This is a genomic window from Paradevosia shaoguanensis (assembly GCF_016801025.1).
In the GTDB taxonomy this organism is placed as follows: domain Bacteria; phylum Pseudomonadota; class Alphaproteobacteria; order Rhizobiales; family Devosiaceae; genus Paradevosia; species Paradevosia shaoguanensis.
In genome coordinates, this window is the sequence record NZ_CP068983.1 from 1,907,858 (window position 1) to 1,934,477 (window position 26,620).

Sequence of the window (26,620 nt, forward strand, 5' to 3'; positions counted from 1 at the left end):
GATGCGCGGGCCGGCTCTCGTAACGCTGCTCGCGGCCGCCGCCCTGGTGGCGGCCCCGGCGCTTGCGCAGGGCAAGGGCGACAAGAATCCGGGCAAGCCGGCCGCGCCTTCCATCTCCTCGTCCGAGTTCATGACCGAGACCTTCGCCGTCTGCGCCAACCTGGCGATCGATGGGGAAGGGGCAGGCGACAAGGCCGTCGCCGCCGGCTGGGAGCCGGATTCGGATAATGGCGACAGCGCGCCCTTCTACCGGATCATCTCCTACACCAAGTCCTTCGAGGGGCTTGGCGAGGTCACGATCTGGGGCACGATCGAGCAATATCCGGGCAAGACCATGGGTTATTGCCGTGTCGAGGCCTCCGACGAAGACGGTTCCCTCCTCGACTTCGATGATCTGGCCAACCTGCCCGACATGACCGGCTCGACCCAGACGGACGGCGACGGCACCTACGGGGCCTGGTCGGTGCGCGCCCGGGGCACCACGCAGATGTTCGCCATCGCCGAGCTCTATGACGGCGAGTTCCAGCTCGAAATCAACACGCTGATCGATGCAGCGCCAACCGAACCTGCTGATGCGGCGGCACCGGCCAAGACGGAAGATTAAATGTCCATTCTCGTCAACAAAGACACCAAGGTTCTCGTCCAGGGCCTGACCGGCAAGACCGGTACTTTCCATACCGAGCAGGCGCTGGCCTATTACGGCACCAAGATGGTGGGCGGCATCAATCCCAAGAAGGGCGGCGAGACCTGGACGAGCGGTGTCGACGGCACCAACCTGCCGATCTTTGCCAGCGTTGCTGAAGCCAGGGAGCGCACCGGCGCCAATGCCTCGGTGGTCTATGTGCCGCCGGCCGGCGCCGCCGATGCCATCCTCGAAGCGATCGACGCGGAAATCCCGCTCATCGTTGCCATCACCGAAGGCGTGCCGGTCCTCGACATGGTCAAGGTCAAGGCCCGCCTCGAAAAGTCCAAGTCGCGCCTTATCGGGCCGAATTGCCCGGGCGTCTTGACACCCGAGGAATGCAAGATCGGCATCATGCCGGGCTCGATTTTCTCGAAGGGCTCCGTCGGCATTGTTTCGCGCTCGGGCACGCTTACCTATGAGGCAGTGTTCCAGACCACCAATGCGGGCCTGGGCCAGACTACTGCCGTGGGTATCGGCGGTGATCCGGTCAAGGGCACCGAGTTCATCGATATGCTCGAGATGTTCCTCGCCGACGAAGCCACCAAGTCCATCATCATGATCGGCGAAATCGGCGGTTCAGCCGAAGAGGACGCTGCCCAATTCCTGATCGATGAGGCCAAGCGCGGCCGCAAGAAGCCGATGGCCGGCTTCATTGCCGGCCTCACGGCGCCGGCCGGGCGCACCATGGGCCATGCTGGTGCCGTAATTTCGGGCGGTAAGGGCGGTGCGGAAGACAAGATCGCGGCCATGGAGCGGGCCGGCATCCGCGTCTCCAAATCCCCGGCGCGTATCGGGGTGACGCTGGCCGAAGTCCTCAAGGGCTGAGGTCAAAAAACGAGAGAAGCCGGCGGGGAGCCACGCAATCCCCGCCTGTTAAGACGATTGCAAGCCAAAGCGGTCAGATTGAGGACCGCGCCCAGCCGGGGGCGCCCGGCACGATGAAAAGGATGGCGGGCGAGAAGCCCGCGCTAGCAAAATGACACGACAGGAAAAGAACGAAGCGTTCTTGTTGACCTCCTTCCTCTATGGCGGCAATGCTGACTATATCGAGGAGCTTTATGCGAGGTTCAAAGCCGATCCCTCGAGTGTCGATCCCACCTGGGCGAGCTATTTCGGCAAGCTCGGCGATGACGCCGCCCAGGTTTCCAAGAATGCCGAAGGCCCGTCCTGGGCTCGCAGCGACTGGCCGCAGGCCGCCAATGGCGAGCTGGTGTCGGCGCTCGACGGTAATTGGGGCATCAGCCCCTCCCAGATCGCCATGAAGACGGCCAAGGCCGTCACCGCCAAGGCCGAGACGGCCGGCGCGCCGATCCCGACGCCCGCCGAAGTCATGCAGGCGGCGCGCGATTCCATCCACGCGATCATGATGATCCGGGCCTACCGGATGCGGGGGCACCTGCAGGCGGACCTGGACCCACTTAAACTCAAGGCGCCCGAGCCGGCGCCGGAGCTCGACCCGGCCACCTACGGTTTCCAGCCGTCCGATTACGAGCGCAAGATCTTCATCGATAATTATCTCGGCCTCGAATTCGCGACCGTGCCCGAGATGCTGGCGATCCTGCAGCGCACCTATTGCTCGACGGTGGGCGTGGAGTTCATGCACATCTCCGATCCCGAATCCAAGCAATGGATTCAGGAGCGGATCGAGGGGCCGGACAAGGAAATCACCTTCACGCCCGAGGGCAAGAAGGCCATACTCAACAAGCTGATCGAGGCCGAAGGCTTCGAGAAGTTCTTGGACGTCAAGTACACGGGCACCAAGCGCTTTGGCCTGGATGGTTCGGAATCGCTGATCCCGGCACTGGAACAAATCATCAAGCGCGGCGGCGCGCTGGGCGTTAAGGACATCGTGCTGGGCATGGCCCATCGCGGGCGCCTCAACGTGCTCACCCAGGTCATGCACAAGCCGCACCGCGCCCTCTTCCATGAGTTCAAGGGCGGCGCCTTCTATCCCGACGACGTCGAGGGTTCGGGCGACGTGAAGTATCACCTGGGCGCCTCATCGGACCGCGAGTTCGACAGCAACAAGGTGCACCTGTCGCTGACGGCCAACCCCTCGCACCTCGAAATCGTCGATCCGGTGGTGCTGGGCAAGGCCCGCGCCAAGCAGGACCAGTACAATTCGCCCGACGGCAAGCTCTCGTCCTACGACCAGAGCCGCGTCATCGACCGCTCGATGGCCATGCCGCTGCTCATCCATGGCGATGCGGCCTTTGCCGGCCAGGGCGTGGTGGCGGAAAGCCTGGGGCTTTCGGGCCTCAAGGGTCACCGTACGGGCGGCTCGATCCATTTCGTGATCAACAACCAGATCGGCTTTACCACCTCCCCGATCTATTCGCGCTCCTCGCCCTATCCGACCGATGTGGCCAAGATGATCGAAGCGCCGGTCTTCCACGTCAACGGGGATGACCCGGAGGCCGTGGTCTTCGTTGCCAAGGTCGCCACCGAATATCGCCAGCGCTTCGGACGCCCGGTGGTCATCGACATGTTCTGCTATCGCCGCTTCGGCCATAACGAAGGCGACGAGCCCAGCTTCACCCAGCCGCTGATGTATTCGCGCATCCGCAGCCACAAGACGACGCTGGAAATCTATTCGGAAAAGCTGGTCGCCGAAGGCCTGCTCACCGCCGAAGAGGTCGACAAGCTCAAGGCCGGCTGGCGTCAGCACCTCGAAAGCGAGTTCGAGGCCGGCCAGGATTACCGCCCCAACAAGGCCGACTGGCTCGACGGGCAGTGGAAGAAGTTCAAGGCCGCCGAAGTCGACGGGCCGCGCCGCGGCGACACCGGGGTAAGCCTGGATCGCCTCAAGGCCATCGGCACCAAGCTTTCGACCGTGCCGGAGGGTTTTAACGTCCACCGCACCGTCAAGCGCTTCATGGACAATCGCCTCGCCGCCATCGATTCGGGCGAAGGCATCGATTGGGCCACCGCCGAAGCCCTGGCGTTCGGCACGCTGGTCACCGACGGCCATCCCGTGCGCCTCTCCGGCCAGGATGTCGAGCGCGGCACCTTCTCGCAGCGTCACTCGGTCCTCAACGACCAGGAGACGGACGAGACCTATACCCCGCTCAACAATCTGGATGCCGACCAGTCGCGCTACGAAGTCATCAACTCGATGCTGTCCGAAGAAGCGGTACTCGGCTTCGAATACGGCTATTCGCTGGCCGAGCCGAACACGCTCACCCTCTGGGAAGCGCAGTTCGGCGACTTCGCCAACGGCGCCCAGGTGGTGGTGGACCAGTTCATCTCGTCGGGCGAGCGCAAGTGGTTCCGCATGTCGGGCCTCGTGATGCTCCTGCCGCACGGCTATGAAGGCCAGGGCCCCGAGCATTCCTCGGCGCGCCTCGAGCGCTATCTGCAGCTCTGCGCCGAAGACAACATGCAGGTCGCCAACTGCACGACGCCGGCCAATTACTACCATATCCTGCGCCGCCAGATCGCCCGCGACTTCCGCAAGCCCCTGATCCTGATGACGCCCAAGTCGCTGCTCCGCCACAAGCGGGCGGTCTCGGGCCTGGTCGAACTCGGCCCCGATAGCTGCTTCCATCGCCTGCTCTGGGACGATGCCGAGTCTCCGGGTGTCCCCAAGACCACGATCCGCCTGACTTCGGACGACAAGATCCGCCGCGTCGTCTTGTGCTCGGGCAAGGTCTATTACGACCTGCTCGAAGACCGCGAGAAGCGCGGCATCGACGATGTCTACCTGCTCCGTCTCGAACAGCTCTATCCGTTCCCGGCCAAGGCGCTGCTCGACGAGCTGTCGCGCTTCAAGAATGCCGAGATCGTCTGGTGCCAGGAAGAGCCGCGCAACATGGGCGCCTGGGCTTTCGTCCAACCCTATATCGACTGGGTCATGGACCAGATGGGCCGTGCCGGCCAGCGCCCGCGCTATGTCGGCCGCCCGGCCTCCGCATCCACCGCAACCGGCCTGATGCGTCTGCATCTGGAGCAATTGCACAGCTTCCTCGAAGAAGCTTTCGCCAAGTAAGAGGACAAACAAAAAGTGTCGGTAGATATCCGGGTGCCCGCTCTGGGCGAAAGCGTCACCGAAGCCACGATCGGCCAATGGTTCAAGAAGGTGGGCGATGTCGTCGCCGCCGATGAACCCTTGGTCGAGCTGGAAACGGACAAGGTGACGATCGAGGTCCCGGCCCCGGCTGCAGGCGTACTCGAAGCCATCGCAGCCAATCCGGGCGATACGGTCAATGTCGGTGCCCTGATCGGCGCCATCGGCTCGGGCGACGGCAAGGCTGCGGCACCCGCCGCCAAGCCAGCTGAAGCGCCCAAGGCAGCCGCCGCTGCTGCGCCCGTCGCCTCCACCGCGACCGGCTCGGCCGCCATTGCGCCCAGCCCCTCGGCTTCAAAACTCATCGCCGAAAACGGCCTTTCGGCCGGCGCCATCGCCGGCTCGGGCAAGCACGGCCAGGTGCTCAAGGAAGACGTGCTGTCGGCCATTGCCGGCAAGCCCGCCGCTGCCGCCGCGCCGGCGCCCGCACCGGTTGCGCGGGCCGAAGCTCCGGCCCCGGTTCCCGCGCCGGTCCCCCGCGCTCCGGCTCCCGCCGAAGACGGCGCCCGCGAGGAACGCGTGAAAATGACCCGGCTGCGCCAGACCATTGCGCGCCGCCTCAAGGACGCCCAGAACACCGCCGCCATGCTCACCACCTTCAACGAGGTGGACATGAAGCCGGTGATGGACCTGCGCGCCCGCTACAAGGACGTCTTCGAGAAGAAGCACGGCGTCAAGCTGGGCTTCATGGGCTTCTTCACCCTGGCGGTCGTTCATGCCTTGAAGGAAATCCCGGCGGTCAATGCCGAGATCGATGGCGACGAGCTTATCTACAAGAACTATGCCCATATCGGGGTCGCCGTCGGCACCGACAAGGGCCTGGTGGTTCCTGTGGTCCGCAATGCCGACCAGCTTTCGATCGCCGGCGTCGAGAAGGAAATCAACCGTCTGGGCAAGCTCGCCCGCGACGGACAGCTCTCGATGGCCGACATGCAGGGCGGCACCTTCACCATCTCGAATGGCGGCGTCTATGGCTCGCTGATGTCGACCCCGATCCTCAACGCCCCGCAATCCGGCATTCTGGGCATGCACAAGATCCAGGATCGCCCCGTGGTCGAGAATGGCCAGATCGTCATCCGTCCGATGATGTATCTCGCCCTCTCCTATGACCACAGGATCGTGGACGGCAAGGAAGCGGTGACCTTCCTCGTGCGCGTCAAGGAAAGCCTCGAGGCGCCCGAACGTCTGGTGCTCGATCTCTAGGACCGCTAGGGTTCGCTTGAACGTTGAGGAGGCCGGCACTGCCGGCCTCTGTTTCAGGGGCAGGGCATGCAGGGACACTGGCTCGAATTCTTGGGGCTCATGGTGGCTTTCGGCATCAGCGCGGTGATTCCGGGCGCCGATTTCGCCATGGTGCTGCGCCAGTCGATCGCCCATGGCCGCAAGGCGGCGCTCTTCACCTCGGGCGGCATCGCCACGGCCATCCTTGTCCATGGCAGCTATACGCTCCTGGGCATGGGCGTCATCGTCAGCCAGTCGATTCTGCTCTTCGACATCCTCAAATATATCGGCGCGGCCTACCTCCTCTATCTCGCCATCGCGACGCTGCGCGGGCCGTCCCCGCAGCCGCCAACTGATCTCGAAGATCACAATCCGCGCGCGGCCACAGCCTGGGGCGCCTTCGCGCTGGGGTTCTTGACTAATCTCCTCAACCCCAAGGCGGTGCTGTTCTTCCTGGCGCTCTTCACCACGCTTGTCGGCGCCACGACGCCGGGCCCCATCAAGGTCTTCTACGTCGTCTCGATGAGCCTGGAGCTCTTCATCTGGTTCGTGCTGGTCTCGGTGTTCTTCACCATGCCGCAGATCCGAAACGGATTTTTCAAACTCGGGCGGTGGTTCAATCGCATCACCGGCCTTACATTCATCCTGTTGGCGATCCGCGTGGCGGTCGCAAGGCAACACTAAGGTTTTAGGGAAAATGGCGGAGCAATTCGACTTCACGGTCATCGGCAGCGGCCCCGGCGGCTACGTGGCGGCCATCCGGGCGGCCCAGCTCGGGATGAAGGTGGCGGTGGTCGAGAAGTGGGCGACCTTTGGCGGCACCTGCCTCAATATCGGCTGCATTCCCTCCAAAGCCCTGCTGCATGCCACCGAGCTTTTCGAGGAAGCCGGCCATAGCTTCTCCCAGCTCGGCATCGACATCCCGGCGCCGGTCCTCAACCTGCCGCAGATGATGAACCACAAGACCGAGACGGTGGCCTCCAACGTCAACGGCGTCGAATATCTGTTCAAGAAGAACAAGATCACCGCCTTCCGCGGCATCGGCTCGATCGCCGCACCCGGCAAGGTGCTGGTGACGCCCCAGAGCGGTCCCACCCAGACCATCGAGACCAAAAATATCGTCATCGCCACCGGTTCGGTCTCGGCAAACCTGCCGGGCATCGAGATCGACGAGAAGCAGATCGTGACCTCGACCGGCGCCATCGCGCTCGACAAGGTGCCCGAGCGGATGCTGGTCATCGGCGCCGGCGTCATCGGGCTCGAACTCGGCTCGGTCTGGAACCGCCTCGGCTCCAAGGTCACCGTCGTCGAGTTCCTCGACCGCATCCTTCCCGGCATGGACAGCGAAGCGGCGCGCCAGTTCCAGCGCATGCTCCAGAAGCAGGGTTTTGAATTCAAGCTCGGCCAGAAGGTCGCCGGTATCGACAAGCAGGAAGACGGCTCGCTCAAGGTCCGCATCGAGCCGGCGGCCGGCGGCAATGCCGAATTCCTCGATGTCGACGTGGCGCTCGTCGCCATCGGCAGAAAACCCTATACCGAAGGCCTCGGCCTCGAAATCGTCGGCGTCGCCCTCGATGAGCGCGGGCGCGTGCGCACCGATGCCCAGTACAAGACCAGCGTCGACGGCATCTATGCCATCGGCGACGTGATTGCCGGTCCCATGCTCGCCCACAAGGCCGAGGACGAAGGCATTGCCGTGGCCGAGATCATTGCCGGCCAGGCCGGCCACGTGAATTACGGCGCCATTCCCTCGGTGGTTTACACCAACCCCGAGATCGCCACCGTCGGCAAGACCGAGGACGAACTCAAGGCCGGAGGCATCGACTACAAGGTCGGAAAATTCCCCTTCACCGCCAATGGCCGCGCCAAGGCCATGCTGGCCACCCAGGGCTTCGTCAAGATTCTGGCCGATGTCGCCACCGACCGCGTGCTTGGCGCCACCATCGTGGGCAAGAATGCCGGCGAGATGATCCACGAGCTGACCGTGCTCATGGAGTTTTCGGGTGCCGGCGAAGACCTGGCCCGCACCACTCACGCCCATCCCACGCTCTCCGAAGCCATCCGCGAAGCCGCCCTCATGCTCGGCGACGGCGCCATTCACATCTGACGCCTTGGGGAACCCCTCCGGGTTCCCCACGTTTCCCCATTACGACACACGTCGTAAGCCCCCGCCCCACGGATCGGCCCAGCTCCTCAAAACAGCAAAAGGCCGAACCCAGGACGGGGGTTTTGTCATGGAGGAGACTTGGACATGGCCGACCTCATCCCCGATGCCGAGCGCATCGCCGCTCTCGCCCAGATGCCCTGGACCTATGACGAAGCCGGCAAGGCGATTTCGCGCAGCTTCAAGTTCGCCAATTTCTCGGAAGCCTTCGGCTTCATGGCCCGGGTTGCGCTCCTCGCCGAGAAGGCCGGCCATCATCCGGACTGGTCCAATTCCTACAATCGCGTCGACATCACTCTCTCGACCCACGATGCCGGCGGGGTCACGCGCAACGACCTGGACCTCGCCCGGAAGATCGACGCACTTGTGGAATGAGCCCTTACGTAATGTTCCCGTAACGCGAATCGCCCGGTGACGGCGCGTTAACGCGGCTTCTGTAGGGTTGCGGCAGACCAGAAACGGTCTGTTTGCTTACCAGGACAGTAGCATGCCTCTCCCGAACTTCGTCAAAGCCCCTACGCTCAAGTTGCGGGGGACGATCGTTGCTGCCGCCGCGATCGTGTTTACACTCGCTCTCGGTTCCGGCCTCGTCTACGTGGTGCAGTCCACCCAGCAGAACGATATCGCTGCCGCCGACCAGCTGATGTCCAATGTGGCCGAATCCCAGGCCAATGCCATTCATGTCGTTCTCAAGGAGCATGCGACCGCCGCCGTCGCCATTGCCGAGACGCTTTCCACCTTCCTCGCCGACCCCTCTGTGGGTCCGCAATCCTACAAGACCCTTTTCGAAAAGCAGCTTGCGCAGCTGCCTAATGCCATCGGCATCTGGGCGCTGACCACCAAGGATGGTCCGGCTGCTGCCAACCCAGTGCTGATGTCCTCCGAATACGGCCTGGGTGATGGCTATTTCGGCCCCTCGATCACCCGCAGCCTCGATGATGGCAAGGTGTCCTGGTCTGAGCTCAATCTCTCCGAAGCCAATGGCTTCAAGGGCTGGTTCCTCGATCCCCTGGCGCGTGACGCCACCTCGCTCACCGGCCCCTATCTCTACGATGGCCGCCTCTTCACCTCCGTCACCGCGGTGATCCGGCGGGCGGATGGCAAGGGCGTGGGCCTTGCCGGCGTCGATTTCAACGGCGGCATGTTCGCCAAGCTCATCGGCGACCAGAAGCCGATGGGCACCGGCTGGATCGGCGTCATCAATGCCGACGGCAATTGGGTCGTCCATTCCGACGAGAGCATGCTCGGCATGCCGGCCAGCGACGAAAGCGCCAAGGCCGCCATTGCCGGCGCCCGGGCGGGCAATTATCACGCCGCCTCCAGCATGGGCGGCGAAGACTGGCGCATCACTGCCGAGAAGCTCGCGCTTCCTGAATTCGGCCTCGACTGGACCGTCATGGTCGCCGTGCCCGAATCCACGCTCCTCGCCGAATCCATCCAGCAGCGCAATTTCCTGATCTCCGGCGGCCTCGTGCTTCTCGGCCTGGGCCTCGTCGCCTTCTGGTTCGTCGGCACCTCGATCGCCAAGCCGATCAACCGCCTCACCGACAGCATGGAAGCCATGGCCAATGGCGATCTCTCCGTCGAGGTCCTGGGCGGCGAACGCCGCGACGAAGTGGGCGCGATGGCTCGTGCAGTCGAGGTATTCCGGGAGAACGGGCTCAAGGTGGCGCAGATGACGGAGGCGGAAGCGGCGCGTATCGTCTCGGACCAGCGCGCCCGTGCCCAGATGATGGGCCAACTCCAGGCTGCGTTCGGCAATGTCGTGGATGCCGCGGTGGCCGGCGACTTCTCTCGCCGTGTCGAGGTGCAGTTCCCCGATGCCGAACTCAACCAGCTCGCCGGCTCGGTCAACAACCTCGTCGAAACCGTCGATGGCGGCCTCGCCGAAACCTCCCGTGTGCTGGGCTCGCTGGCCAGGGCGGACCTCACCGAGCGAGTCACCGGCTCCTATTCGGGCGCCTTCGGCCAGCTCAAGGACGATACCAATGCGGTGGCCGACAAGCTCGGCGAAATCGTCGGCCAGCTCCGCCAGACCTCCCGCGCCTTGAAGACCGCCACCGGAGAAATCCTCTCGGGCGCCAACGACCTCTCCGAACGCACCACCAAGCAGGCGGCGACGATCGAAGAGACGTCGGCGGCCATGGAGCAGCTGGCGTCCACCGTGCTGCAGAATGCCGAACGGGCCCGCGAAGCCTCGAGCGTTGCCGGCTCGGTCACCCGCACCGCCGAAGAGGGCGGGCAGGTGATGAACCATGCCAATGAGGCCATGGAGAAGATCGAGACCTCCTCGTCCAGGATCTCCAATATCATCGGCATGATCGACGACATCGCCTTCCAGACGAACCTGCTGGCGCTCAATGCTTCGGTGGAAGCCGCCCGTGCGGGTGAGGCCGGCAAGGGCTTTGCGGTGGTGGCGGTGGAAGTGCGCCGTCTCGCGCAATCGGCGGCGGAGGCCTCCTCGGAGGTCAAGGCGCTGATCGAGCAGAGCGCCGGCGAGGTCAAGACCGGCTCGCGCCTGGTTGCCGACGCGGCCTCCAAGCTCGAAGCCATGCTGACCGCGGCCCGGTCCTCCAATGAGTTGATGGATGGCATTGCCCGGGAGAGCCGGGAACAGGCCTCGGCCATCGAGGAGGTCAATGTCGCGGTCCGGCAGATGGACGAGATGACCCAGCACAATGCGGCGCTGGTCGAAGAGACCAATGCCGCCATCGAGCAGACGGAAGCCCAGGCCTCCGAGCTCGACCGGATCGTCGACATCTTTACCATCGACGGGGAAGCGCGCCGCGAGGCCCCGGCGTCCAAGCTCCAGCCCGGCAAGGCCATCCCGGCCAGGCCGGCGGCCACGGGCATCAAGGGCCTGCAGCAACGAGTGGCCACCGCCGCCAAGGCCTACCTCACCAATGGCAACGCCGCCATCGACAAGGACTGGGAGGAGTTCTGAGGGGCGCAGGGACTAAACCAGAACGATCAGACTACCGATCTCGCCGGCAGGTCTCCCTCCCCTTGCGGGGAGGGGGCAGGGGTGGGGGTGACCCCACCCACCGGACCGAGCCTCTAGCCCACCCCCACCCTCTCGTCCCTCTCACCCTCACCCCACCCCGATCTTCCCCGGGCGAAGACCCGGGGCCTATTGCACCCCTCCACCCGAGTGGAGATATCCGTGGGCCCCGGATCAAGTCCGGGGAAGATCGAGGTGGGGTGAGGATGGTGGTAAGAAATGGTGCTCTTGAAGCCATGAAACGCGCTTCTCGCTCGAGATGCGGTGCGGCAGCAGAGACATTTTCGTCGGCTAAAGCGCAGCACGCCGACTTTCAAATAAACCTACCCGTGCTCGCCTTCCCGCGGCGAAGACGCTTCGAGTAAAGCCGACGCCGCAAACTCCGACGCCCAAGCGAACCGAACCTCCAGCAACTCCCCACCGCTGACCTCCCTGTCACCCCCTAGTGAAAATTCCGCCCCGAGGGCAGCGCCGCATGCATCTGCCTTTGCTCCGCCTCCTGCCGCCGCCTCTCCCGTTCCACTCGTGGATCAGGCCGTGAATCCTTCTTTCCCTCGTCGGCTCGTGCCAGCACGCCATCCCCCAGATCCCGGCCATCGGCGACCGAAAGCAGTTGCGGGGTGAGGTCGTAGAAAGAGCGGGCGATGACGTGGGTGACCATGCCTTCGCGCTGCACCTGCCCGCGGATGGCCAGCATGCGCGAGGTCAGGATGATGCGGCGGTTGTTCTCGAAGACCTTGTTCCACACCACGATATTGGCGATCCCCGTCTCGTCCTCAAGCGTCATGAATATCACGCCACTCGCCGTTCCCGGTCGCTGGCGCACCAGTACCAGCCCCGCCACGTCGATGATCCGCCCCGGCTGCGTCGTCACGAGCTTTTCGGACGGCAGCGTGCCGCGCCGGTCGAGCAGCGGTCGCAGGAATTCCACAGGGTGGCCCTTCAGGGAGAGCGAGAGCGAGCGGTAGTCGTGGATGACGGCCTCGCCCGGCTGCATGAGCGGCAATTGGTCTTCGCCTTCCGCCGGCTGGCCGGTGGGCAGGCCTGCAGCCGAAAAGAGCGGCAGCGTCTCGGCACCGGCCGTGCCCATCAGGCCCTTGACGGTCCAGAGCGCCTGCCGCCGGGTCAGGCCAAGCGAGCCGAAGGCGTCGGCTTCGGCCAGTTTCTGCAGCGCCGAAACCGGCAGGCCCGTCCGCAGCCAGAGGTCGCGGATCGAGGCGTAACCCGCCCCGCGATTGGCCACGACCGCTTCCTGATGCTTCCTGTCGAATCCGCTGATGGTGGAAAGCCCCAGCCGCACCGCATGGGTGGTCCAGATATCATCGCTCATGTCGGCATGCCGGTCGTGGAGCTTGTCGGCCAGCCATTGCCCGCTTTCGAGGCTGTTTTCGGCGAGCGAATGATTGACGTCCACCTCCCGGATATCCACGCCGTGGTCGCGGGCATCACGCACGATCTGGGCCGGCGCATAAAATCCCATGGGCTGGCTGTTGAGCAGCGCGCAGGCAAAGACATCCGGGTAATGGCACTTGAGCCAGCACGAGACATAGACGAGTAGGGCGAACGAAGCCGCATGGCTTTCCGGAAAGCCATAATCGGCGAAGCCTTCGATCTGCCTGAAGCAGCGTTCGGCAAATTCATCGGCAAAGCCGTTCGCCTTCATGCCGGCCAGGAATTGTCCCCGCAGTCGCCCTACCGTCCCATTTCGCTTGAATGTGGCCATGGCTCGCCGGAGTTGGTCGGCTTCGCCCGGGGAGAAGCCGGCTCCTTCGATGGCGATCTGCATGGCTTGTTCCTGGAAAAGGGGGATCCCCTTCGTGCGTTTAAGGACCGCCTCGAGCTTAGGTGGTAGGGCTTCAATCTTCTCCACGCCCTGTCGCCGCTTGAGATAGGGATGCACCATGCCGCCCTGGATCGGTCCCGGGCGCACGATAGCTACTTCGATGACGAGATCGTAAAACTCGGCTGGCTTTAGCCTGGGCAGCATCGACATCTGCGCCCGGCTCTCTATCTGGAACACTCCGATCGTATCGGCGCGATGGGTCATGGCGTAGACGCGATCGCTCACGGCGGGGAGCCCCTTCTTGCGTCTGTCCTGATCTTCCCGCTCCTCGTCGAGCACCCCCTGCAGCGTGAGCTCCTGCCCATAATGCTCCTTCATCATATCGAAGGCGCGATGGAGGCAGGTCAGCATGCCGAGTGCCAGGATATCGACCTTGAGAATGCCCAGCGCATCGAGGTCGTCCTTGTTCCACTCCACCACGGTGCGGTTTTCCATGGCGGCATTGGTGATGGGAACGAGGTGATCGAGCCGGTCGCGGGTGATGACGAAGCCGCCCACATGCTGGGAGAGATGGCGCGGAAACCCCATCAGCTCGCCGGCCAGTTCCAGCACCTTTCGCAAGGTGGCTTCGTTAGGGTCGAGGCCGAGCGATTTCACCCGGGCCTGGTCAGGCCTTTTCGTGTACCAGCCCCAGCCCAGGCTGTTGAGCGCCGTGATCGTATCTGAGGAGAGCCCGAAAACCTTCGCGACTTCGCGCAGTGCGCCCTTGGAGCGATAGGTGACGACGGTGGAGGTCAGCCCCGTCCGCTCGCGTCCATATTTGCCGTAGATATACTGCATGACGTCTTCGCGCCTCTCGTGCTCGAAATCGACGTCGATGTCGGGTGGCTCGTGTCGCTCGGTAGACAGGAAGCGGCCGAAGACCAGCTTGCTGACGTTGGGATCGACTTCGGTAACCCCCAGGCAGTAACAGACCGACGAGTTGGCGGCAGAACCCCGTCCCTGGCAGAGGATGTTCTTCTCGTAACGAGCAAAATGCACGATATCCTGCACGGTGAGGAAGTAGGCGGCATAGTTGAGCTCAGCGATGAGTTTCAGTTCGGCGACGAGGCTCTGGTGCACCTTTTCGGGGATGCCGTTCTCGTATTTTTCGAGCGGATAGCGCTTATGCGCGCCCTCCCAGGTCAGCCGCTCCAGCGTCTCCTGTGCCGTTTCGCCATTGCCGACAGTTTCCTCCGGGTAGTTGTATTTCAGCTGATCGAGCGTGAACTCTATCCGCTTGAGGAACCTGGTGGTTTCGGCCAGCGCCTCCGGATGTTCGCGAAAGAGCCGGGCCATTTCCCGGCTATCCTTGAGGTGGCGCTCGGCATTGGGTTCAAGCCGCGTGCCGGCCTCGGCGATGGTCAGGTGCTCGCGGATGCAGGTCACCACGTCCTGGAGCGGGCGCCGTTCGGGATCGTGGTAGAGCACGTCGTTGACTGCGATCAGAGGCACGCCCGTGCGCGCCGCCAGATGCGCCAGCCGGTTGAGCCGCGCCCGGTCCGCGCCGCCATAGGTGCAGGCGGCGGCGAGCCAGACCTGGTCCGGCGCCAGCATTCGCAGGCGCCGCAGGGTTTTGGCGCCTTCCTCGAACCGGGCCTCCTCGATCTGGACGATGAAAAGCTGCCCCTGCGCGAACTCGGCGAGGTCCTCGAACCTGAGATGGCACTCGCCCTTGGGGGCCCGGCGGTTGCCGGTGGTCAGCAATCGGGTGAGACGCCCATAGGCCGCCAGATCGCTGGGATAGGCGATGATATCGGCGGTTTCGTCGGTAAAGACCAGCCGCGTGCCCACCACATAGCGGAAATCCGCGATATGTTCGCCGATCTCGGCGTCTTCCTTGAGGTCGCGCAGCGCTACATAGGCGCGCACCACCCCGGCCAAGGAATTGCGGTCGCAAAGGCCCATGCCCCTGAGCCCGAGCGCCACTGCCCGGGCGATCAGTTCCTCCGGGTGCGAGCCGCCGCGCAGGAAGGAGAAATTGCTAGTCACCATGAGCTCGGCATAGGCCGGCGGCGCAGGAGGCCTGGCCGGCTTTTCGGGCTGGGTAAGCGTAACGACATTGTTCATGAGAAGAACCCGTGCAGATACCAGCCCGCGCCTTCCGCGCCCGGCAGTCCATCGTGGAACAGCCAGAAGCGCCGGCCGCCATCGTCTTCGGCGGTATAGTAATCGCGAAAAAGCATAGAGCGGCGGGGCAGGGGCGGCTCGTCTTCCTCGTCCCAGCCATAGCGGGATTTTTTCGTGCGCGGCTTCTCCTCGTCCTTTCCGGGGGGCGGGTCGATGGTAAGGGGGGCCTGGTCGAGCCACCATTCCTCGCCCAGTCGTTCGGGGCCGGTAGCCTTGACGAACCGGTAGGTCACGCGCCGCCAGGTCATGTCGGCGGGAGGCCCTTCGGGCACTTCGGCGGTCACCCGGATCGGCTCGGGACTGGGGAGAAGACGCAGGGGGCGCTTCCTGTCGGCCACCGTTCCGGCGGCCGGCGGGGCCGGCGGCTGGATCACCGGCTCAAGCCGGGCAGCGCGTTCGGGCATGTGGCTGCCCACGGCCGTGGTGCGCAGGACCGCGGTTTCGCCCAGGCGATTGGCCATGCGATCGTGGAGGCGGATAAGATCGCCGCTGCCGCCCTGGCCGTCGAATGCTCCGGCCTGCAGCGGATCGAGGACAGACACCTCGGCTGCGCCCAGCCGGATCATGTCGATGCCGAAGCCGGCATCGAATTCGCCGGTGAGCCGCTCGGCGCGGTTCGCGAAAAGCCGGGCCAGGTGGGCGGAGTCGCGTGTCGTGCGGGCGGCGCGCACCGAAAGGCACATCACCTTGTGGTCGACGCGATAGACCATGAGGTGAAAGGCCTGGGCACCGATGCCCTCGGCCTCAAGGAGCCCGGAAAGACGGATGGCCAGGTCGCGCGTCGTCTCCATGACGCTGTCGAGCAGGCTGATCGGCTCGGCGAAGCGTCGCTCGACGAACCGCTCGGGGGCGGGAAGGCGGGGCTTGATGCTTTCATCGATCAGCCCGCGCGCCTGGTCGAGCCGCAGGATCAGCGAGGCGCCGAGACGTGCCTGCAACGATTTGCGCGGATAGGCGTAAAGCTGGCCGATCCGCTTGAGGCCCAGTTGCTGGAGTGTGGCGATCTGTTCTGGGGCCAGCCGCAGGGCGCTGACCGGAAGTTCGGCCAGGACGACGTCGGCGTCTTCCCCGATGATCGCGCCGGGACGGTGCTGGGCCAGTGCCCAGGCAGCACCGATGCTCGAGGCGATGGCGCCGCTTGCCTCGAGGCCCAATTCCCTGAGCCGCCCGAGAACGCTTTTGAGCATTTTTTCCTCACCCCCGAAGAGATGGGAGACGCCGGTGATGTCGAGTGCCAGGTCGCCGAAGGCGCTCATGTCGGGCAGCACGGCCACGATCGGGGAAGCGTAGGAATGCCAGTCGGCAAAATCGGCAAAGAGCGATTCCACGAGCGGCCGGTCGATCTCGCGCGCTTCGAGATTGGGGATCAGCGCGCGGGCATCGGTGAGGTTATGACCCGGCCAGACATTGATCCTGGAAACGCTCGCATCCACTGCTACGAGCTTGAGGGCGCTCTTCTGCTTTTCGTAAAGCGCGAAGGGGCGGCCGGAGGCGAGAAGCGCCGGATCACGCCGTCTTAAGCAATCCGTCGCCCAGCGCGGCAGGTTGAGCACCAGGTAGCGGCGTTGGGGCAGGAGGCTCGCCAGCGGGGCCGTGTCCTTGGGTGCGTTCGACCAGTTTGAAACCATTTTTCCAGTCCAGTAGCCAGTGGCTGCCCTCTTGTTTGTGCTCGGTGCTCAAAAGTCCTTTTTCGAGAAAGACCTGCCACCGCGGCGCGTCCGGGGATTGGGCGTCGTAGCTTTGGCCCTGGCTCACCGCCGGCTCCACCCGCCAGCGCAATTGCGCCGCGCTCGCTTCGCGCCCGGTGCCGTAGCGGTTGAGGAAGATCGAGGCGCCCCCGCTCGCGGCCCGCAGGCTGAGGCGCCGGCTCACCGTGAAGTCGAGGATTTTCGGGGCGCCCCCGATATCGGCGATGACCGCGGCGACCGCCCGGCAGCCCAGGGCTTCCTCGATCGCCCACAAAAGTTCGGGCATGGTCTGGGTGCGCACCAGGGTCAGGGTTTCCGGGGCAAAGCCGAAATGGTCGAGACCGGGGCCATAGGGCAGGCCGCGTTCCTGCGCTTCATGGGCGAGCTCGATATAGAACACGGCCGGCCGCTGAGGGGTAATCAACGGGCGCGACTGGCCGAGCGCGAAGCCGAAGGCGGCGCCGGCATTGCGTTCGTCGGGCGTGAAAATCTCGTGGAGGAGGCCGGGCGGGGCGGCGACGAACCCCTTTGCAGCCTTGAGCCGCCGGGCAGGAGTTTCGGCCAGGGGCGGGCGATTCTCCAGTGCCGCGATGCGCTCACGCAAGGCTGCCAGTGCTGTCTGTTTGCCTGGGCCCATCGGGCCGCTCCTTCGTCCGTATAAGAACAAAAAGAGAACAACTTGCCGTGCAAAGAGTCAAGCCGAGTCGCGCAGGGCGCGCAAAACTCGCGGCGTTCACATGGGATAAAGCTTTCGCGAGTGTGGCCGAACGGTCATTGAGCATGACGTGGCATCTGATTATCTCTTGGGCACTTACCCCGGAGCAATTCCAGACATGTTCGAGGCCCTCAACCGCCTGTTTTCCAAGTCCGAAACAGGCCATAACCTCCACGACCCGCGCCTTTCGGTGGCGGCCCTGCTGGTGCACCTGGCCGCGATCGATGGCACGGTCAAGCCCGAGGAAAAGGTCGCCATCCGCAGCGCGCTCCAGGACTATTACGATCTGAGCGACAGCGAAGTGGAGCGGCTGGTGGCCGAAGCCACGCGCCGCGATGCCGATGCGGTGGATTTCTACCAGTTCACCTCCGGCCTCTCCTCGCTCGACGACGAGGAGCGCATCGAGATCGTGCGGATGATGTGGCAGGTGGTCTTTGCCGACAACAAGAACCATGAACTGGAAGACAACATGGTCTGGCGCATAGCCGAACTCATCGGCGTCTCGACCCGCGACCGCAACATCCTGCGTAACCAGATGGCCCATAAGGGCGCCTAAGCTTCTTTGCTTTTGAAGCTGCTGCAGCCTTGTTTGGAAGGTCCTGCAGTCTGCTGGGCACCGCCCAGAAGCTCAAAAACTCGTCACCCCGGCGCAGGCCGGGCCTGGTTTTCCGTCTCCCTGAACCCCGGCCATTGCCGTAGGCCGGGGTGGGGTTCGTCTGCCTGATCGCATCGTGCGCGAAGCAACCTTGTTGTCAACATCAGGTGAACGACGTTGTATCCATTGTTAACCGAGGTTTCGGAACTACGTTCTCCGAGCCTCTTCCCACCCCTCTCCCTTACGCCGCTATCGCATTTCCGGGCACGATTTTGGTGACCCGGCCCTTCTCCACCCCTTCGCCATCGCGATAGCCGATGCGGCCGGGCTCGATGTCGATCTGCCAGTCGGCACTCGGACCGCCTTCCCAATCGACGTGATAGCCGGTCGGCGACATCACCCAGCGGCCGTTGCGGCGGGTGCCGTTCGGCGCCAGCATCGCCGCTCCGCCATCGGCGCCGTAATAGACCGCTGCCTCGGCGCCATTGCCGAGGTCGAGATAATGGGTCGCGCCACGCAGCAACGCCTCGAGGATCGAATTATCGTGCACAATCATGGAAAAAGCCTCGCATTTCCTTGGGTTATCGAATAATAGTCAAGTAACTTGACGGTGTAATAAACTGAGCGACGAAAATGGTCAAGAGCCTTGACGATGTGCGGAGTGTCGACCATATCGGCCTCTCGCTGTGGCGCGCGGCCCAGAACTGGCGTGATCGCATGCGCCGGGAGATGGCGGCGCGCGGCTTTCCCTGGCACATGGAAGCGCGGGGCGATGTCCTGGCGCATGTGGGGCCGAATGGGCTGGCGCAGACGGTGCTGGCCGAGCGCATGGGGCTCTCCAAGCAGGCCGTGCAGCAATTGCTCGATCAACTGGAGGGGGAGGGCGTCATCCAGCGCGTTCCCGATCCCCGCGACAAGCGGGCGCGGCGGGTGGAGCTGACGGGGCTCGGGCTTTTCGATCTCGTCGAGCGCAACGCGGTCAAGCGCGAGATCGAAGACGAATACAAGGCCATTCTCGGCACCGAGCTCTTCGCCCAGATGGAGCGGGCTTTGCGCATTCTCAACGCGCGCGACACGGCAAGCGAGAAGGGCTCTTGACCCGGTCCCTGGGGCCGCTCCCATAAGCGCAAGAATCATCGAACCGAAGAGGTGATTCCATGACGTCCGCCGACCGACATTTCAGCCCTTCCGAAGCCGCCGATCTTCTCGGCGTCTCCGTCAAAGCCCTGCGTCTTTACGAAGAGAAGGGCTTCTTGATACCCAGCCGCAGCGCTACCGGCTGGCGTGCCTATGGGCCCGAGCAGATCAGCCGCGCCCGCGAGATCGTCGCCCTGCGTGCCCTCGGCCTCAGCCTCGCCCAGATCGGGCGCGTACTTGCCCGCGACGAGGTCGAAATGGCGAGAGTCCTGGCCGGCCACCAGGCAAATCTCGAAACCCGCATTGCCGCGCTCATGTCGGCGCTTTCCCAGGTTGGCGCGCTCCGCTCAGAACTGGGCGCCGGCCGGCTTCCCGCCTTGAGCGATCTTGCCGATCTCGCGCCCTCCAACCTCCCCGAGCCTGTCGCTTTCGAGCTGCCCTGGCCCTGGGGCGGAGAGCGGTTCGAGCTGAAGCGACTCGCAAAACTCACCTTCATCGTCGGCCCGCTGTTCAGCGGCAAGACGCGCCTGGCCCGCCGGCTGACTGAAACTCTCCCAGATGCCGGCTTCCTGGGACTTGAACGCCTCACCGATACAGCAGCTGCCAAGGCCCGTCTCGCCGACGACCCGGCGCTTGCCGCGCGCGTAGCCGAAAGCCTGCGATGGATTGTCGAAGACGGCGGCACGGAGAGCGATGCCGTGCTGGCTCTCCTCGTGGCGCTCGAAGCGGCGGCGCCCAAAATCCTTGTCATCGACATGATCGAAGATGGGCTCGATCAGCCCAGCCAAGAAGCCCTGATGGCACATCTGCGCCGGCGCGGCGCCGAGGCCAAGCCCGTGCTCTGCCTCACCCGTTCGAACGCCATTCTAGACTTGGCCGCCATCACGACCGACGAGGCGATACTCTTCTGCCCCGCCAATCACAGCCCGCCAATGCTGGTCGCCCCATTCCCCGGCGCCCCAGGCTACGAAGCCCTGGCCTCCTGCCTCGCCTCCCCGGACGTACGCGCCCGCACCGCCGGCGTCGTCGCCTATCGGCCCGATCAGGCAAGCCAGAGCGCATAGGCTCGATACTCTTCAAGCTGGCTGGTTGGTTTCGTGAGGCCAGTGCGCGAACGTATCCTTCACCAATCCTTCCCCCACCACTGCACTTCCCCGGGCGAAGACCCGGGGCCCATGGATGCCGCCACTCGTGGAGAACGATGCAATAGGCCCCTGTGTAATTGTGCTGTGTCATATTGGGTGCGGGCGGGAGACCGTTGGGCCCCAGGTTTAAAGACCGAGAGCCGGCACGGGTCCCCGCCCGCTTTGACAAACACCTGAACAGTTGCGCGAGGCCGCTCGAGACGGACCTCGGATCACAGGGACAGGCCCATGACCCTATCACCGACCTGGATTGGAATCGACGTTTCGAAAGCCTGGCTGGATATCGCCTCTTCCGGCGGGGAGGGCGTGCAGCGGATTGCTAACACCATGGACGCCATCGCCGCATTCGCCGCCACGCTGGAGCGGGAGGCACTCTCGTGGTGCTGGAGGCGAGCGGGGTTTACGACAAGAGCTTGCGCGCCGGACTGGCGCTGGCCGGGATCGGCCATGTCCGGGTCAATCCGCAGCGGGCCCGTGACTTTGCGCGGGCCAGCGGCCGGCTCGCCAAGACCGATGCGCTCGATGCGGCCATGCTTGCCGAAATGGGCCGGGCCCTGCGCCTCGTGGCCGACCCGCTGCCCGAGGCCGGACGCGAGCGGCTCGGCCTGCTCAGCCGCCGCCGCGACCAGTTGGTGGCCATGCGCACCCAGGAAAAGCAGCGCCGGATCGAGATGACCGATCCCTTCATCGGCGCCGACCTGGACCGGCACCTGGCCGGCCTCAACCAGGCCATCGCCGCCATCGAGGTCGAAATCCAGAACCAGATCGGCAGCGATGCCGCCCTGGCACAGGACCAGGCCCTGATCCGCTCGGTGCCCGGCATCGGCCCGGTCACCGCCTCTGTCCTGGCCGCCCTGATGCCCGAACTGGGCCGACGCTCGGGCAAGCAGATCGCCACCCTGGCCGGGTTGGCCCCGCTCAACAACGATAGCGGCCTACGGCGCGGACAGCGCTCCATCCGCGGGGGCCGCCGCCGCGTCCGCCAGGCCCTCTACATGGCCGCCGTTGCATCCTTGCGAACACAATCGCCTCTCAACGCCTTCTACCACCGTCTGCGCCAGGCCGGAAAACCACCCAAGCCCGCCCTCGTCGCCCTCGCCAGAAAGCTCCTCGTCACCATCAACGCCATCATGAAAACCCGAACAAGCTTCGCAACCTGAATTACAGTTGCCGGCTCTGCGGCCGGGGAAGATCGAGGTGAGGTGAGACTGGAGATGAGCACCAGCAATCCGGCCTGCTCTCACTCCGACATAGAGCGCTCCCCAAGCTGCCCTACCGCTTCCACGCCTCGAATTTGCCCACGATCTCCGGATCCTTCGCGCAATCGAAGCTGTCTGCCTTTTCGTCGGCGGCCTTTCGGGCCAGTTCGTTGGCGTCGGAATTGGCCTTGGCGTCCACCCAGGCGATCTGGCAGGTGCCCTTGTCCGAGATCTTGGTCACGACCAGCACCTGCCGCTTCTTGACCGGCTCGTTCTCGTCGTCATCGAGGAGGTAGCGCACGATGGTGGCAAAGGGCTTCCAGCCGCCGGTAATGTTGGAGACGCGCCATTCGATATTGGGGGCCACGGTGTTGAAGGGCGGCAGCGTCTGGGAGGCGGCCTTGGCGTCGGGGGCGCCGAAGCCGTAGCTCACCATGAAGCGCAGGTCGCCTTCGGCCACGAACATGGGAATGCCCTTGTAGCCCGGGCAGGCATATTGGGCGCCGAAATCGTCGGCCCCGAGCACCGTGCACTGGTCGAGATCGAGCTCGGTATAGGCCGAATCGTACTGCGCAGCCGCGACCGGCGAGGCCAGCAACAGGCCGCAGAGCAGCAGGGGCAGGGCGGGGATTTTAGGCATCATCGTTCCTCTCGCAGTGCCGTAAAGCGGGCAATATGGCTTGCATTCGTGACCTCAGATAGGCAAAAAGCCGCCACCTCCTCCCAAGACGAGCCAGCCCATGAACATCGATGCCATTCCAATCGGCAAGAACCCGCCCGACGATCTCAACGTGATCATCGAAGTGCCGATCGGCGGCGAGCCGATCAAGTACGAGATGGACAAGGAGTCCGGCGCCCTCTTCGTCGACCGTTTCCTCTATACGCCCATGCGTTATCCGGGCAATTACGGCTTCGTTCCCCATACGCTGTGCGGCGACGGCGACCCGCTCGACGTCATCGTCATGAACACCCGTCCCATCATTCCCGGCGGCGTCGTGCGCTGCCGCCCGATCGGCGTGCTGTTCATGGAAGACGATGGCGGCGAGGATGAAAAGATCCTGGCGGTGCCGGTTTCCAAGCTCACCAAGGTCTATGACGACGTCAAGACCGCTTCGGACCTGCCCACGATCGAGCTCGAGCGCGTCAAGCACTTCTTCACGCACTACAAGGATCTCGAACCCGGCAAGTGGGCCAAGATCCGCGGCATCGGCGAAGCCGAGGATGCCCGGCGCGTCGTGCTCGAATCCATCGAGCGCGCCAAGGCGGCCAAGTAGCAGCCATGACCAGGGCGGGGCGTATCGTTGTCCTCAACGGCGCCCCGCGCTCGGGCAAATCCTCGATTGCCCGCGCCATGCAGGACGGCCTTGCCGGCACCTGGATGAATATCGGGGTCGATGCCGCCATGGCGCTGGCGCCCAAGGCGATCCAGCCCGGCATCGGCCTGCGGCCCGGCGGGGAGCGCCCCGATCTCGAGCCGCTCCTCCTGCCGCTTTACCTCGCGCTCTACGATTCCATCGCCGCCCATGCCCGGCAGGGCTTTGATCCCACATTTCCCAAGTAAGGCGCTGATTTCGCTGTCCTGACCATTATATTTCCTATATAAAACATGGTGTTGAAGGCTGCGAGGGGCGCGTTTCATGGATCACCCAGAGGGTGCGGGCTTGCAACGGGCAGATCGGGTGGATTTCGACCCTCGCGTGCGGCTGGAATTTCGCGGCACGCAGCTCAGTTCCGACGGCGGCCTTCTGGTGATGCGCGAGCTTGATGACGCGCTCGGGTTGTCCGATTTGGCGTCAGCGGCGCTGCGCGATACTCGCTCTGGCAAGAACACGGTCCATCGGCTCGACGGCCTGTTCCGGCAATCAGTCTTTGGGCGGCTGGCCGGATACGAGGATGTCAACGACGCCAACCGTCTCGCCTGCGATCCGGTCATGCGCCAAGTTGTCGGCGGCAGAGCGGTCGATGCACAAGCGGCCTCGGCATCGCAGATGGGACGGTTCGAGACCGAGACGCTGGCTCTGGCCGGGAACCGTGCCGCGCTGGCCGACCTGAACGGGCAATGGATCGACCGGTTCCATGACCGTAACGGGCTGAAGTACATCGTTCTGGACATGGACGGCTCGGTCAGCCCGACCCATGGCGACCAGGAAGGGTCCGCCTGGAATGGCCATTTCGACTGTAGCTGCTATCACCCCAACTTTCTGTTCAACCAGTTCGGGATGCTGGAACGCTGCGCCCTGCGCCATGGCAACGTCCACAGCGCCGATGGCTGGCGTGATGTTCTCGACCCCGTCATTGCGCGCTACGCGGAGCGCGACCTTGGTGGCAGGTTCTTCCGGGCCGATGCTGCCTACGCGATCCCGGCGATCTATGAGCGATTGGAAGAAGCGCGGTTCTTCTACGCCATCCGGCTGCCCGCAAACGCGGTCCTCAAGGACAAGATCGCGCATCGGCTAACGCGCCCTGTCGGGCGGCCGTCACTGACCAAGGTCAAGCGGTTCTTCGAGGAATTCGAGTATCAGGCGGCGTCCTGGGACAAGGAACGCCGGGTGATCGCCAAGATCGAATGGCATCCGGGCGAACTGTTCCCGCGTTTCGGCTTCATCGTCACCAACCTGCCGATGGAGCCGGACTGGGTGGTGCGGTTCTACAACCAGCGCGGCACCGCCGAGCAGCACATCAAAGAGGGCAAATACGCCTTTCGCTGGACGCGGCTGTCGTGCCGGAAGTTCCGCGACAATGAGGTGCGGCTGCAACTGCACGCCCTGGCGTACAACCTGGCCACCTTCTTGCGCTGCATCGAGCGCCGAGGCCATGGCCGACTGGTCGTTGACCAGCCTGCAACTGAAGCTGATCAAGATCGGGGCACGTGTGGTCCGTCACGCCCGCACCATCACCTTCCAGCTGGCCGAGGTCGCTGTCACCGGCACGATGGTACGCGCCATCCTCGCCGCTATCCGCCGATTGCGAGCGCCACCGCTATGCGCATGATCGCGATCCACGCTCAAACTGAACGAAAGCGGCTGGACAGATCTGTCCGCTGCGCTGAAAAACGCCGCCCCTGGGCAAGGAAACAGCGGCTTCGCGGTCTGATCCGTCCAGATCCAGCAGTCTGCGCGACCGCAGGTGCCGCTTGCGGCAGAAAATCCTTGTCTAGCGCTCGGATACAGGCGATCTTCACCTCAAACGACACGCCACTTGGGGAATGCAGGTTGATGGAGATAGGCTTCGAGCGCCTCCGCATCGTCCATAGTGAGGGCGGGCAGAGTGGTAATGTCCGCGCGCCGGTTCATGTCGCCGCGTGCGACGGTTTCCCCGGTGCGCGAATTGTGCAGCTCCAGCGTTTCAATGAGGTCGAGCGTGCCCGAGGCTATGACCGGCGTCGGCCATACGGGGTCCGACATGATCTGGATTATCTGGGACCAAACGACTTCCGCCTGCTCGGTAAGCTTGCGCTTGGAGCCATAATTTCGAGGCTGAAGCACCCGGCTTAACTCGTCGAAGGCTACCATGGTGAACTTGTTGCGGCGCATCCGGTTTTCGATGTTGGCGCTCGCAAGTTCCGGTGATGGAGTTCTTGCCATGGTGTAGCCGAGCACTGAAAGGGTGTCGAAGAGCCAAGCTTTCGCATCACCCTGTTTGGCCTCGCGATAGAGGATGTTAGCCGGAACCTGTACGCCGGACCTGAGAGTGACCGGAGGCAAGCGAGACAACGCGTAGTCGATCGAGAACGACTTGGAGCTGCCGTTCGTACCGACAACGATGAGCGCCCTGGCGGCTTTGCGGTTGCTCGGGCCCCATTCTTTGCCACTATCAATCGTCGATGCGATCTGCTGGTGGAGGCGACGGATGTCCGTTGATGTCGTCGCCGACCTGGGCCATCACGACGTCTATTCCCGCCCGCTCGGGCTGTTGCCGGCCTGCGCGCGCCGCCTGGCGGGGCTCGATGCCCTCCTCGTCGGCATCCGCTGCCCCGTCGCGGTCAATCTCGCCCGGCGCCAGGCCGATCCGCAACGCGGGTTCTATAGTCTCGATCCCGATATCATTGCCCGCTGGGAAGCGGCGGTGCATCGGCCAGGCCTTTACGATCTTGAACTCGATACGTCCGAGCTCACCCCTGCGGAAAGCGCGGCGAAGATCGGTATCCTCCTCGCCGCGCCTCCGCCTTCCCGCGCCTTCGAGCGACTCGCCGCTCAGGGATAGCCCGCATAGGGCACGTCGATCCGGGCGGCATAGATGCGGCCGGTCGGCGCGCTGTTGGGTCCGGCGATGGCGCCCGGCCAGTCCGCTGCCATCATGAAGAGCGTCCGGCCATCCTCGCCGCCCAGCATCGTCGCAAAGCAGAACCGGTCGAGCTCGATCCGCTCGATGATTTCTCCACCCTCGCGCACCCGCACCGCGCGAGGGCCGAGCGAGGTCCAGATTGCGCCCTCGGCATCGAGGCAGATGCCGTCCGGCCCGCCGTCCTCGAACTGCGCCCAGATCCTGCCGTCCGAAAAGGTCCCATCGGGCTGGATTGCATATGCCGTCAGCCGCTTTGAGTAGGATTCCCCGCAGATGAGTGTGCGCCCATCGGGCGTGATCGCCATGCCATTGGGGAAGGCCAGTCCCTCGGCCACCCGCCGCGCCACGCCGTCGCGCACCAGCGCGATGAAGCCGGGCCGGAACTCGCCGCCGGGAAACTCGAAGTCGATATTGTTGACATAGATGTCGCCATTGGGCGCCACGACGATCTCGTTGCAGCCTCGCTCGGAGAGGTTCGAGAGGTCGGCATGGACCGCAAACGAGCCATCCGCCTCCCGGCGCTCCAGCAGGTTCCTGCGCGCATTGACCACCAGCAGCCGCCCGTCGGGCAGCCAGTCGATGGAAAAAGGCAGCGAGGCAATAGAGGCCTCAAGCCGCTTCTCGCCACCTTCGCCCAGCGTAAAGAGCTTTTCGGCCACCCAATCGGCAAACCACAAACGCCCCTCATGCCAGCGCGGCGATTCCCCGAGATAGATCCCCTCCGCCACGGTCTCGACAACCCTCGCCATCTCCCACTCCTCTCGCAAA

At 64.2% G+C, this 26,620-nt stretch carries 20 protein-coding genes and 2 pseudogenes; 16 read left to right on the forward strand and 6 right to left on the reverse strand.

The window, feature by feature from the left end:
- Window position 1: 1 nt before the first annotated feature.
- From JNE37_RS09035 to JNE37_RS09070, 8 genes are all read left to right on the forward strand, one after another.
- The gene (locus tag JNE37_RS09035) at window positions 2-604 is read left to right on the forward strand and encodes a hypothetical protein (protein WP_203066013.1); all 603 of its coding nucleotides are present in this window, start codon (window positions 2-4) and stop codon (window positions 602-604) included.
- Complete coding sequence (sucD, locus tag JNE37_RS09040; RefSeq protein ID WP_203066014.1) at window positions 605-1,510, forward strand: succinate--CoA ligase subunit alpha; 906 nt, start codon at window positions 605-607, stop codon at window positions 1,508-1,510.
- Window positions 1,511-1,661: 151 nt separating this feature from the next.
- A complete protein-coding gene (locus JNE37_RS09045; protein ID WP_035089968.1) occupies window positions 1,662-4,673 on the forward strand; it encodes a 2-oxoglutarate dehydrogenase E1 component in 3,012 nt (1,003 codons plus the stop codon).
- A 15-nt stretch (window positions 4,674-4,688) separates the two neighbouring features.
- The gene (gene odhB / locus JNE37_RS09050; protein ID WP_203066015.1) at window positions 4,689-5,954 is read left to right on the forward strand and encodes a 2-oxoglutarate dehydrogenase complex dihydrolipoyllysine-residue succinyltransferase; all 1,266 of its coding nucleotides are present in this window, start codon (window positions 4,689-4,691) and stop codon (window positions 5,952-5,954) included.
- 66 nt (window positions 5,955-6,020) lie between these two features.
- Window positions 6,021-6,656, forward strand: a complete 636-nt coding sequence (locus JNE37_RS09055; RefSeq protein WP_203066016.1) for a LysE family transporter — start codon at window positions 6,021-6,023, stop codon at window positions 6,654-6,656.
- Window positions 6,657-6,669: 13 nt separating this feature from the next.
- A complete protein-coding gene (gene lpdA / locus JNE37_RS09060; protein WP_203066017.1) occupies window positions 6,670-8,079 on the forward strand; it encodes a dihydrolipoyl dehydrogenase in 1,410 nt (469 codons plus the stop codon).
- A 144-nt stretch (window positions 8,080-8,223) separates the two neighbouring features.
- The gene (locus tag JNE37_RS09065; RefSeq protein WP_035034058.1) at window positions 8,224-8,511 is read left to right on the forward strand and encodes a 4a-hydroxytetrahydrobiopterin dehydratase; all 288 of its coding nucleotides are present in this window, start codon (window positions 8,224-8,226) and stop codon (window positions 8,509-8,511) included.
- A gap of 112 nt (window positions 8,512-8,623) precedes the next feature.
- On the forward strand, window positions 8,624-11,080 hold the full coding sequence (locus tag JNE37_RS09070; RefSeq protein WP_246513596.1) for a methyl-accepting chemotaxis protein: 2,457 nt from the start codon (window positions 8,624-8,626) through the stop codon (window positions 11,078-11,080).
- Window positions 11,081-11,579: 499 nt separating this feature from the next.
- Here the strand turns inward: JNE37_RS09070 and JNE37_RS09075 are convergent, their stop codons facing one another.
- The gene (locus JNE37_RS09075; protein ID WP_203066018.1) at window positions 11,580-15,029 is read right to left on the reverse strand and encodes an error-prone DNA polymerase; all 3,450 of its coding nucleotides are present in this window, start codon (window positions 15,027-15,029) and stop codon (window positions 11,580-11,582) included.
- A complete protein-coding gene (locus tag JNE37_RS09080) occupies window positions 15,026-16,717 on the reverse strand; it encodes a Y-family DNA polymerase (protein ID WP_203066019.1) in 1,692 nt (563 codons plus the stop codon). The genes JNE37_RS09075 and JNE37_RS09080 overlap by 4 nt, the downstream gene beginning before the upstream one ends.
- Window positions 16,718-17,610: 893 nt before the next feature.
- Between JNE37_RS09080 and JNE37_RS09085 the strand changes: the two genes are divergently transcribed.
- Window positions 17,611-18,048 (forward strand): tellurite resistance TerB family protein, encoded by a 438-nt coding sequence (locus JNE37_RS09085; protein WP_035037235.1) that lies wholly within the window; start codon window positions 17,611-17,613, stop codon window positions 18,046-18,048.
- A 280-nt stretch (window positions 18,049-18,328) separates the two neighbouring features.
- On the opposite strand, the gene JNE37_RS09090 is transcribed toward JNE37_RS09085, so the two are convergent.
- Window positions 18,329-18,643: a hypothetical protein gene (locus JNE37_RS09090; protein WP_203066020.1), complete on the reverse strand. Its 315-nt coding sequence runs from the start codon at window positions 18,641-18,643 to the stop codon at window positions 18,329-18,331.
- A gap of 77 nt (window positions 18,644-18,720) precedes the next feature.
- Between JNE37_RS09090 and JNE37_RS09095 the strand changes: the two genes are divergently transcribed.
- From JNE37_RS09095 to JNE37_RS09105, 3 genes are all read left to right on the forward strand, one after another.
- The gene (locus JNE37_RS09095) at window positions 18,721-19,185 is read left to right on the forward strand and encodes a MarR family winged helix-turn-helix transcriptional regulator (protein ID WP_203066021.1); all 465 of its coding nucleotides are present in this window, start codon (window positions 18,721-18,723) and stop codon (window positions 19,183-19,185) included.
- Window positions 19,186-19,244: 59 nt separating this feature from the next.
- Window positions 19,245-20,288: a MerR family transcriptional regulator gene (locus JNE37_RS09100; protein ID WP_203066022.1), complete on the forward strand. Its 1,044-nt coding sequence runs from the start codon at window positions 19,245-19,247 to the stop codon at window positions 20,286-20,288.
- 458 nt (window positions 20,289-20,746) lie between these two features.
- Window positions 20,747-21,529, forward strand: coding sequence for an IS110 family RNA-guided transposase (locus JNE37_RS09105; protein ID WP_203066023.1), 783 nt, complete (start codon window positions 20,747-20,749; stop codon window positions 21,527-21,529).
- Window positions 21,530-21,641: 112 nt separating this feature from the next.
- On the opposite strand, the gene JNE37_RS09110 is transcribed toward JNE37_RS09105, so the two are convergent.
- Entirely contained in the window at window positions 21,642-22,211 is a 570-nt protein-coding gene (locus JNE37_RS09110) for a hypothetical protein (protein WP_203066024.1), read from the reverse strand.
- A 97-nt stretch (window positions 22,212-22,308) separates the two neighbouring features.
- Between JNE37_RS09110 and ppa the strand changes: the two genes are divergently transcribed.
- From ppa to JNE37_RS09125, 3 genes and pseudogenes are all read left to right on the forward strand, one after another.
- Window positions 22,309-22,842: an inorganic diphosphatase gene (gene ppa / locus JNE37_RS09115; protein ID WP_035037242.1), complete on the forward strand. Its 534-nt coding sequence runs from the start codon at window positions 22,309-22,311 to the stop codon at window positions 22,840-22,842.
- A 5-nt stretch (window positions 22,843-22,847) separates the two neighbouring features.
- Window positions 22,848-23,111: pseudogene (locus JNE37_RS09120) on the forward strand (phosphotransferase-like protein); the annotation flags it as partial.
- Window positions 23,112-23,205: 94 nt separating this feature from the next.
- Window positions 23,206-24,559, forward strand: a pseudogene (locus JNE37_RS09125) (IS1380-like element IS1247 family transposase).
- Between the two features lie 191 nt (window positions 24,560-24,750).
- On the opposite strand, the gene JNE37_RS09130 reads toward JNE37_RS09125, so the two are convergent.
- Window positions 24,751-25,272, reverse strand: coding sequence for a hypothetical protein (locus JNE37_RS09130; RefSeq protein WP_203066026.1), 522 nt, complete (start codon window positions 25,270-25,272; stop codon window positions 24,751-24,753).
- A gap of 145 nt (window positions 25,273-25,417) precedes the next feature.
- Here JNE37_RS09130 and JNE37_RS09135 point away from each other — a divergent pair, with 145 nt between their 5' ends.
- A complete protein-coding gene (locus JNE37_RS09135) occupies window positions 25,418-25,771 on the forward strand; it encodes a phosphotransferase-like protein (RefSeq protein ID WP_203066027.1) in 354 nt (117 codons plus the stop codon).
- Here JNE37_RS09135 and JNE37_RS09140 read toward each other — a convergent pair.
- Window positions 25,762-26,601 carry an SMP-30/gluconolactonase/LRE family protein gene (locus JNE37_RS09140; protein ID WP_203066028.1) on the reverse strand — a complete coding sequence of 280 codons (840 nt, stop codon included), beginning with the start codon at window positions 26,599-26,601 and terminating at the stop codon, window positions 25,762-25,764. The two genes, JNE37_RS09135 and JNE37_RS09140, sit on opposite strands and share 10 nt — an antisense overlap.
- Window positions 26,602-26,620: the final 19 nt, after the last annotated feature.

Excerpts from the sequence above, each read along its gene's own strand:
- JNE37_RS09035 (WP_203066013.1), top strand. The coding sequence starts at position 2 with ATGCGCGGGCCGGCTCTCGTAACGCTGCTCGCGGCCGCCGCCCTGGTG.
- sucD (WP_203066014.1), top strand. The coding sequence starts at position 605 with ATGTCCATTCTCGTCAACAAAGACACCAAGGTTCTCGTCCAGGGCCTG.
- JNE37_RS09045 (WP_035089968.1), top strand. The coding sequence starts at position 1,662 with ATGACACGACAGGAAAAGAACGAAGCGTTCTTGTTGACCTCCTTCCTC.
- JNE37_RS09055 (WP_203066016.1), top strand. The coding sequence starts at position 6,021 with ATGCAGGGACACTGGCTCGAATTCTTGGGGCTCATGGTGGCTTTCGGC.
- lpdA (WP_203066017.1), top strand. The coding sequence starts at position 6,670 with ATGGCGGAGCAATTCGACTTCACGGTCATCGGCAGCGGCCCCGGCGGC.
- JNE37_RS09065 (WP_035034058.1), top strand. The coding sequence starts at position 8,224 with ATGGCCGACCTCATCCCCGATGCCGAGCGCATCGCCGCTCTCGCCCAG.
- JNE37_RS09070 (WP_246513596.1), top strand. The coding sequence starts at position 8,624 with ATGCCTCTCCCGAACTTCGTCAAAGCCCCTACGCTCAAGTTGCGGGGG.
- JNE37_RS09075 (WP_203066018.1), bottom strand. The coding sequence starts at position 15,029 with ATGAACAATGTCGTTACGCTTACCCAGCCCGAAAAGCCGGCCAGGCCT.
- JNE37_RS09080 (WP_203066019.1), bottom strand. The coding sequence starts at position 16,717 with ATGGTTTCAAACTGGTCGAACGCACCCAAGGACACGGCCCCGCTGGCG.
- JNE37_RS09085 (WP_035037235.1), top strand. The coding sequence starts at position 17,611 with ATGTTCGAGGCCCTCAACCGCCTGTTTTCCAAGTCCGAAACAGGCCAT.
- JNE37_RS09090 (WP_203066020.1), bottom strand. The coding sequence starts at position 18,643 with ATGATTGTGCACGATAATTCGATCCTCGAGGCGTTGCTGCGTGGCGCG.
- JNE37_RS09095 (WP_203066021.1), top strand. The coding sequence starts at position 18,721 with ATGGTCAAGAGCCTTGACGATGTGCGGAGTGTCGACCATATCGGCCTC.
- JNE37_RS09100 (WP_203066022.1), top strand. The coding sequence starts at position 19,245 with ATGACGTCCGCCGACCGACATTTCAGCCCTTCCGAAGCCGCCGATCTT.
- JNE37_RS09110 (WP_203066024.1), bottom strand. The coding sequence starts at position 22,211 with ATGATGCCTAAAATCCCCGCCCTGCCCCTGCTGCTCTGCGGCCTGTTG.
- ppa (WP_035037242.1), top strand. The coding sequence starts at position 22,309 with ATGAACATCGATGCCATTCCAATCGGCAAGAACCCGCCCGACGATCTC.
- JNE37_RS09135 (WP_203066027.1), top strand. The coding sequence starts at position 25,418 with ATGTCCGTTGATGTCGTCGCCGACCTGGGCCATCACGACGTCTATTCC.
- JNE37_RS09140 (WP_203066028.1), bottom strand. The coding sequence starts at position 26,601 with ATGGCGAGGGTTGTCGAGACCGTGGCGGAGGGGATCTATCTCGGGGAA.